Here is an 8,574-nt window from a genome sequence, read left to right as displayed (position 1 = left end):
CGCATGGGGGATGAACCGGGTAGTCCGTTCGAGGGCACCGCAAGTACACTTCCCTGTGGCCTCAGCCAGCCCGCCCGTCCGGGGCGGGCGTTCGCGGCTCCTATGCGCGCGGCTCGCCTCCACATACGTTGTTCTACCAGTTCAAGCGCTGCGCGCTGTCCTTGATAATATTCGTTTCAATATGCCTACAGCCTGCTGTTTTCGGTTGATCTTCATATATTTGCCCGACGCGTCTCCACTCATGTTCGCTCAGAGCAAAGAGTGCACGCCCATATTCAGACGCGATTTCGCCTTTGTTCAAACTCTTGAACTTGGAAACCGCCTTTCACCGCTCGGATCGACTCAAAAAGTCTCATGAATCCCGAGTGTTCCGGCTTTCAGCTTCCTCAACGTTTGAGGGGAGCCGCTACGCACCCGATCCTGGTTGCGGGAGACTACCCGGTCGCGGCTGTGCGCCGGCACCGCTCCCCGTCTCGCGCTTCTTCGACGGGGCTCTGGGCATACCCTTCGACTCGGGCTCAGGACAGGCTCGCCATCCGGCCAGCCCGCCGCACACTCGGGCACGTCCAACAGCCATTTCTAGGTTGAACGCACGGGTACGCTCCACGAATGTCTGGATGCGGACGAGATAATTGTCGAGAAATTTCTGTCGGATTTCCCGGCAACTCGAAACCCGGAGCGGTAAGATTCATAAATTTGTTAAATTCCGCAGGAAAAGCGGTAGAAAGATGGTGCGTCACCTTAAACGCCTTTTTTTGAACGGCTATGTATTGGCGGTATTGGCGACGTTCGCCGTAATGCTGATATTAAAGACTCTTCAGCCGATCTTCTGGGGGGCGCCTCCCCTGCTTCTTTTTCTGGTCGCGGTTCTGTTCGCGACTTGGCTAGGCGGGTTTCGAGCCGGGTTCCTTGCCACCGTGTTAAGCGCCGCCGTAGGGGCCTACTTTTTGGAAGAACCTGTCGATTCGCTGTTCATCGTCGAAGAAAGGGAGAGACTCCGCGTAGTGTTGTTGTTGGCGGTTGGCACGCTGATGAGTCTGGTGGTCGCGCGTTTGCGAACGATGGAACGGCGGGCGCTGCATGAGGTACTTGAACGAAAGGCTCAGCTCAGGACCGAAATCGCCGAACATCGGCAAACCGAAAAACGGCGATCCGAACTGGAGGAAAAGTTGGCCAACATCGTGGCCACGGTGCCGCTGGCCATTTGCTCCTTTCGATTCAAACCCGACGGCACCATTTGCCTTCCCTACGCCAGCCCCAGATGGACGGAAATTTACGGCATTCCGCCCGAGAACTTAGCGGATGATGCGGAACCCGCCTTCGCCCTGGTTCATCCCGACGATCTCGAATACTTGCGCGCTACGATCGCCGGATCGGCGCGCGCCCTGTCCGATTGGCAAGCCGAATGGCGTGTGCGACACCCGATCAGGGGCGAAATCTGGATCGAAGGAAGCGCCGTGCCCAAACTCGAACCGGATGGCAGCATCCTCGCGCACGGCTTCATCCGCGACATCACCGAGCGCAAGAAAGCCGAAGAGGCGCTGCGCCAAAGCAACGAAGAACTGTCCGTCCTGTTCGATGCGGTTCCGATACCCGTATGGATTGCCGACGACGTCGCTTGCGGCACTGTAAGAGGCAATCCTGCCGCAGCGGCTTTCACCGGTGTCGCTGCCGAATCGAATGTCGGCGAGACGGCAGGGCGCCCATCCGAATCAACCATCCGCAGCACCGAGGCTCCGCTCACGCCCGTCGAATCGACCTTGCGCCGGGCGATCGCGGCAGATCAGCCGGTCGAGGAAACCTCGCTGGAGTTCGTTTTTCCCACGGGCGAACGTCACTACCTCGCCGGCCGGGCAACGCCGCTGTTCGATAGTGGCGGCTCCCCGCGCGGCGCTGTCGCGGCCTTGGCCGATATTACGCCGCTGGTGCGGGACTTCGTGCAAAGCGAAACGCGGTTTCATGCTTTCATGGACAATAGTCCGGCCGTAGCCTGGATGAAAGATACGCAAGGACGATATGTGTACATGAGCAAGGTTCGTGACGACCGCCTCGGAGTGCGACCGCAGGATTGGCTCGGAAAAACGGATTTCGAACTTTGGCCGCGAGAGATTGCAGAGCAGTTCCAAAAGAACGACAGGGAGGCCTTGATCAGCGGCAAGACGGTCGAGACCACTGAAACAACCCCCGATCTCACCGGGGAACGCCGCTGCTGGTGGGTTTTCAAGTTTCCGTTCGAAGATCCCGCGGGGACCCAATTCGTCGGCGGCATCGGCATCGACATTACCGAGCGCCGGCGCGTCGAGGAAGCGCTGCAAGCCAGCGAAGCTCTGAATCGCGCCATACTCGACTCGCTGCTCGAGCACGTAGCCGTAGTCGACCGGGAGGGAAACATCCTGGCAGTCAACCAAGCCTGGCAGCGCTTCGCGCGCGAAAACGGTCCGCAACCCGGAACACCGGTCCCGAATACGGATATCGGAGCGAATTATCTGAAGGTGTGCCGCACCAGTTCCGGCGGAGTTTCGGACGATGCCCTAACGGCATACACCGGCATTCTGAGCGTGCTGAAAGGCGAGCGGGAAAGTTTCGCGATCGAGTATCCCTGCCATGCCCCGGATCGGGAACGCTGGTTCGTCATGCAAGTCACCCCGCTCGGAGCGCCGCCCGGAGCGGCGGTGATTTCGCATACGAACATCACCGAGCGCAAAAAAGCGGAGCAAATGCTCCGCGAAGCCGACCAGCGGAAAACCGAATTCCTCGCCATGCTCGGCCATGAGCTTAGGAACCCTCTGGCTCCGATCCGCAATGCCGTGCAGATCATGCGCAGGCTCGACTTGGACAATCCAAAGATACTCTGGGCTCGCGACATGGTGGACCGGCAGGTGGACCACCTGGCTCGGCTGGTCGACGACCTCCTGGATGTGTCGCGGATCGTTCAGGGCAAGCTGACCCTGCACAAGACTCCGCTGGATATCGCCACGGTCGTACGACAGGCGATCGAGACCAGCCAATCGTATATCGACGCCCAGCATCATACATTGTCCGTTTCGATGCCCGATGAACCGATGCCGCTCGAGGGCGATCCCGTGCGCCTGACCCAAGTGGTGTCCAATCTGCTCAACAACGCGGCCAAGTACACCCGGCAGGGAGGGCGAATCTGGCTGACGGTTACCCGCGACGACGGCGACGCGGTGATCTCGGTGCGCGATACGGGAGAAGGTATTCCCGGCACCTTATTGCCCTATCTATTCGATATTTTCACCCAAGGCCAACGTACCCTGGACCGCGCGCAAGGCGGGCTGGGCCTAGGCTTGACCATCGTTCGGAAAATCGTGGAACTGCATGAGGGAAGGATCGAGGCGAAAAGCGAAGGCCCCGGCAAAGGCAGCGAGTTTATTGTCCATCTCCCCCTTATTTCCGCACTTCCATGACTTTATAGCCGCCGGCTTCGGCTAGCGTTTTTTCATGCTCGGCGTACGTCCGAACCAGTTTTTCGTAAGGCAAATGCCGATTGGCGACGACGTAAAGACGGCCGCCGGGCTTGAGGGAAGCCAGAGCCGCGCGGATGAATGCCTGGCCCAGGCCGGGCTCCGCCTCCCGGCCGGAGTGGAACGGCGGGTTCATGACGACGAAATCGAGCCGGTCGATGGGCAACCCCGCAGTGACGTCGTGCCAATGGAAATGTAGCTGAACGCCGTGGGCAAACGCGGCGAGGTTGCGCCGGGCAGCTTCCAACGCTTTGTGCTCGGCCTCGAACAGGTGCAGCTCGGCGACGGAGCGAGTACGAGCGAGCAGCATCCGGCTCAAATAGCCGTAACCGGCGCCGAGGTCGGCGCCACGTCCCGTCAGATCATTCGGCAGATACTCGGCGAGCAGGCGCGAGCCGGGGTCGATGCGATTCCAGCTGAATACGCCGGGGCGGCTCACCAGATCCGTTCCCGGAATCGGCTGAAGTTCGCCGGCGCCAAGCCAGGATGCCAGCAGCGCTTGGTCGAGCCGGGCCGTTTCCTTTGTTCCGCAGAATACCCGGCATTTATGCTTGCTGAACGATCGAACGACGCCGAGCAGTTCCGCGCAGCGTTTTTCCAGCGAGGACGCGCCCAGGTCATTGGCGGCGGCAACCACGAGGGTCCCGCCCTCGCTCAGCAGGGAAACCGCCCGCGCCATGTGGTAAAGGGTCTCTTCCTTGTGCTTGGTCGCAAAAACGATGCAGAGACCGGACGGCGCATCGGGATCGGCGACGACTTTAAAGCCGAGCTTGACTAGCGCATCGGCTTCCGGCTTGTAGGTTTGCTGGCACAGCATCGAGTGTCCGTCCAAGCGCCGGAGATAGTCTCCCGGTATGGCGCGAAAAATCAGAACATCGCCTTTGCTTTCGATGGCATGTTGCTCGAGAAATTTGTCCAGGGCCGAAGCTTGGGGATTCATGGGTGTCGGTGTGAGAGAGAACTTTCCGCTAGTTCCCAAGCCGGAGCTTGGGAACTAGCGCATGTGTCGGCAAAGGATTGCCGACCTACCAAGCCTGCATCGCTAGAACAAGTAGGTCGGCAATCCTTGCCGACAGCTGTGTCGACGACGGATTTTTCATTTTCGCCCGCCCGATTGGTAGTATACAGGCATACGGTCCCATCCCGTTTCCACAAGAACTCATGTCCAGCCCGGTCAAACTCCCTTATTTCGACGCCCTTTTGAATCTCCTGGATCGAGGCCATCCGGCCGTCGATCAAGCTTTCGGACGTCATGTCCACTGGGGATACTGGCCAGACCCCAAGCAGGCGGACGTCTCGCCGAAAGATTTCGCGCTAGCGGCCGAACGGCTTACCGAATTGGTCTATACGGCGGCCGAGGTCGATGACGGTCAGCGGATATTGGACGCGGGCTGCGGCTTCGGCGGCACGGTCGCGAGCCTAAACGGGCGATTCCGGGACATCGACGTTTCCGGTCTGAATATCGATCGGCGGCAGCTGCGGCGCGCGAGCGAACGCGTTTCGGCCGAGCCCGGAAACGTCTTGAACTGGGTTCAGGCCGACGCCTGCGTCCTGCCCTTCGCCGACCGCAGTTTCGACACGGTTCTGGCGGTCGAATGCATTTTTCATTTCCCGAGCCGGAAAAGGTTCTTCGAAGAGGGGTACCGGGTGCTGAAACCCGGCGGGCGGTTGGCCTTGTCGGACTTCGTCCCGACACCGTTATTGCGCCCCGCCATGACTGTCGCTTCCCGCTGGCCGGCCTCGGCCGGTTTTTACGGGCGCTGCAAGTTTCACAGCACCTTGCGGGACTATCGCCGCCTGGCCGAGGAAACCGGATTCATCGTTCGGCACGAACAGGACATTACGTCCAACACCCTGCCCACCTACGATTTCGTGCGGAAGCTGGCCAAGGACATGTCGGTGAAAACGGTGTCGGCGATCATCGAGACCCTGTTCGCCGAATGGGCGAGCCACCTGGGGCTGCTGCGCTATCTGGTGCTGGCTTTCGAGAAACCCGGCTAAGGAACTGTTCAGTCGAGGCGTCAAGTTCCGATTTCGGCGTAGGGTAGGTTAGGCGCGCATTATTCCATTCGGCATTCGAGTGAACATTACGTAGGGTGGGTTAGCGGAGCGTAACCCACCGATTCGAGGTCGCTCGGTGGGTTACGGCCTCGCGGCCTAACCCACCCTACAATCTGCGGTCGTTTTCAAGCAGAACGGAATGTCCTTGGCGAACGACTCCCAAGGAACTGTTCCGACCTCAGGCGGTCCGATCGAGCGATCGACATCTTGAGAACTGTCCGGCTCCATTAGTTTTTCACGATTTGGTTCAATCGAGCATTTATTATCGGCTCGATATGGTTTAATAACGGGTTAACAGTCTTAACGAGCTTCAATCGATTCCATGAATTGGCAACAGTTTTTTTCCATGGGCGGCTACGGCTTTTATGTGTGGACGTCCTACGGTTTGATGTTTGTCGTTTTGGGCCTCAATCTCTTCTGGGCGGTACGTCGGAAATCCGAGGTGATGAAGAGCATCGCGCGCCGGGCGAAGCAGGAGGGTAGACGGTCATGACCCCGCGCCGCCGCCGCATGATCGTGGTCGGGCTGATTCTGATCGGGGTCAGCATCGCGACTTTTCTCGCGCTTACCGCATTCCAGAAGAATCTGCTGTACTTCTATACCCCTTCGCAGGTTGCCGCCGGCGAAGCGCCCAAGGGTTACCCGTTCCGCGTGGGCGGACTGGTGGTCCAGGGCAGCGTTCAGCGCGAACCCGACAGCCTGACGGTACGCTTCTCGGTCACCGACGGAACCTCTACGGTTCCCATCCATTACACCGGAATCCTGCCCGATTTGTTCCGTGAGGGTCAGGGCATCATCTCGGTCGGGCAGATCAACGCGGAAGGCGTGTTCGAGGCCAGCGAAGTGCTCGCCAAGCACGACGAGAACTACATGCCGCCGGAAGTCGCCGACGCGCTGAAGCAAAGCGGGCAGGTGTCCACCAGTTATAAGGATTACCGGAAATGATCGCGGAACTGGGGCATATCGCCTTGATCATGGCGCTGTTCATGGCGCTGTTGCAGTCCGTGTTTCCGCTGCTGGGCTCGGCCCGTGGCGTGCCGGTCTGGATGGCGGTGGGGCGCGCCGCCGGGCGCGCTCAATTCTTCTTTCTGGCCGTGGCCTTCCTCTGCCTGATCGGGAGTTTCGTAAGCCACGATTTTTCCGTGCTCTACGTGGCGCGGAACTCCAATACCGCCCTGCCCCTTTATTACCGCATTTCGGCCGCCTGGGGCGCCCACGAGGGCTCGATGCTGCTCTGGGCTTTGATCATGGGGCTGTGGACGGTGATGGTGACGATCTTCAGCCGCAGCCTGTCCGAGGAATTCCTGGCGCGCGTCTTGGGCATCATGGGCCTGGTCAGCGTCGGCATCCTGCTGTTCATTCTGCTGACCTCCAATCCCTTCGAGCGCCACTTCCCGCCGCCCGCCGACGGCAACGATCTCAATCCTTTGCTGCAGGACATCGGCATGACGGTTCATCCGCCGATGCTGTACATGGGCTACGTCGGGCTCTCGGTAGCGTTCAGCTTCGCCATCGCGGCCCTGCTCGGCGGTTCCCTGGATTCGGCCTGGGCACGCTGGTCGCGGCCCTGGACCCTGATCGCCTGGGTGTTCCTGACCTTCGGCATCGTGCTCGGTTCCTGGTGGGCCTATTACGAACTCGGCTGGGGAGGCTGGTGGTTCTGGGACCCGGTGGAAAACGCCTCGTTCATGCCCTGGCTGGTCGCGACCGCACTGCTTCACTCGCTGGCGGTCACCGAAAAGCGCGGCGCCTTCAAGGCCTGGACCGTGCTGCTCGCCATCTTCGCCTTTTCGCTGAGCCTTCTCGGAACCTTCCTGGTCCGTTCCGGCGTCCTGACCTCGGTGCACGCCTTCGCCTCGGACCCGGCGCGAGGACTGTTCATCCTGGTCTTCCTGGCCATCGTGGTCGGAAGTTCGTTGCTGCTTTACGCGGCCCGGGCGCCGACGGTCAAGGACCGGGTCCGCTACGGCTTCGTGTCCAAGGAAAATCTTCTGCTGCTGAACAATGTCCTGCTGGTCACGGCCGCCGCGAGTATTCTGCTGGGAACGCTTTATCCCCTGATTCTTGACGCCTTGCAGCTGGGCAAGATTTCGGTCGGTTCGCCGTATTTCGCCAGCGTGTTCGGCCCGTTGATGGCGCCCATTTTTCTTTTGGCCGGCATCGCACCGATGTTCGCCTGGCGCGAGGCCGACCTCGGCAAGATCGGGCGGCGCGTGCGCCACGTGTTTCTCGGAAGCCTGGTGCTGGGCGTGGTTTCCACCGCGGTTTTCTGGGACGCCAAGGACATCAAGACCATGGCGGGACTCGGCATGGCGTTCTGGCTCGCGGCCAGCGCGCTGTTAAGCCTCTGGAACCGGGTCCGTCTGCGCGGAACCGCGATTCAGGGCCTCAAGACGCAGTCCCGCAGCGTGTACGGCATGACCCTGGCCCATATCGGCATCGCGGTATTTCTCACCGGCGTCGTCCTGTCCGACCGCTACAGCGAGGAAAAGATCGTGCGGCTCGCACCGGGCGAGTCTTCGACACTGGGCGATTACACGTTTACGTTCAAGGGCGTGACCGAGGTGCAAGGCCCCAATTTCATCGCTCAGCAAGGCGATTTCCGCGTGCAGCGGGGCGACCGGGAGGCGGCCGAACTCCGGCCGCAAAAGCGCATTTACCGCGTGCAGCGCAATACCATGACCGAAGCGGCCATCGATCCAGGCCTCACCCGCGATCTGTATGTCGCTCTCGGCGAGCGGATGGATGCCGGTGCCTGGAGCGTGCGGCTCTATTACAAGCCGTTCATCCGCTGGATCTGGCTGGGCGGATTATTGATGATGACCGGCGGCCTGTTCTCCGCCGCGGACCGCCGCTACCGTTTGGCGACCCGCCAGGCGGAAGCCTGGAGCGAGTCGGCGGAAAGCAAGCCGGCGTGACAGTAAAGATCACTAGCGTCGAGCATGCGGACTCTATCCTTTGTGGGCCGAAATAGAATCGTAGGTCGGGAATCCCATCCCAATCGCAAACGGTCGTCCTGGGAAGGGGC

6 protein-coding genes are annotated in these 8,574 nt (G+C 60.5%); 5 read left to right on the top strand and 1 reads right to left on the bottom strand.

Annotated features, from left to right (window positions below; genetic code table 11):
- Positions 1-728: 728 nt before the first annotated feature.
- Positions 729-3,428 (top strand): PAS domain-containing protein, encoded by a 2,700-nt coding sequence (locus B2A78_RS25185; protein ID WP_077732809.1) that lies wholly within the window; start codon positions 729-731, stop codon positions 3,426-3,428.
- On the opposite strand, the gene B2A78_RS25180 is transcribed toward B2A78_RS25185, so the two are convergent.
- The gene (locus B2A78_RS25180) at positions 3,409-4,425 is read right to left on the bottom strand and encodes a class I SAM-dependent methyltransferase (protein ID WP_077732808.1); all 1,017 of its coding nucleotides are present in this window, start codon (positions 4,423-4,425) and stop codon (positions 3,409-3,411) included. The genes B2A78_RS25185 and B2A78_RS25180 overlap by 20 nt on opposite strands.
- A 221-nt stretch (positions 4,426-4,646) precedes the next feature.
- Here B2A78_RS25180 and B2A78_RS25175 point away from each other — a divergent pair, with 221 nt between their 5' ends.
- The 4 genes from B2A78_RS25175 (at position 4,647) to B2A78_RS25160 (ending at position 8,464) form a co-directional block, all read left to right on the top strand.
- A complete protein-coding gene (locus B2A78_RS25175; protein ID WP_077732807.1) occupies positions 4,647-5,486 on the top strand; it encodes a class I SAM-dependent methyltransferase in 840 nt (279 codons plus the stop codon).
- Positions 5,487-5,868: 382 nt separating this feature from the next.
- Positions 5,869-6,039, top strand: coding sequence for a heme exporter protein CcmD (gene ccmD / locus B2A78_RS25170; protein ID WP_077732806.1), 171 nt, complete (start codon positions 5,869-5,871; stop codon positions 6,037-6,039).
- Positions 6,036-6,491: a cytochrome c maturation protein CcmE gene (gene ccmE, locus B2A78_RS25165; RefSeq protein ID WP_077732805.1), complete on the top strand. Its 456-nt coding sequence runs from the start codon at positions 6,036-6,038 to the stop codon at positions 6,489-6,491. The genes ccmD and ccmE overlap by 4 nt, the downstream gene beginning before the upstream one ends.
- A complete protein-coding gene (locus tag B2A78_RS25160; RefSeq protein ID WP_077732804.1) occupies positions 6,488-8,464 on the top strand; it encodes a heme lyase CcmF/NrfE family subunit in 1,977 nt (658 codons plus the stop codon). The genes ccmE and B2A78_RS25160 overlap by 4 nt, the downstream gene beginning before the upstream one ends.
- The last annotated feature ends 110 nt before the right edge of the window (positions 8,465-8,574 follow it).

The organism is Methylocaldum sp. 14B (genome assembly GCF_002005105.1).
Lineage (GTDB): Bacteria > Pseudomonadota > Gammaproteobacteria > Methylococcales > Methylococcaceae > Methylocaldum.
This window is presented reverse-complemented; position numbering and strand designations above follow the sequence as displayed.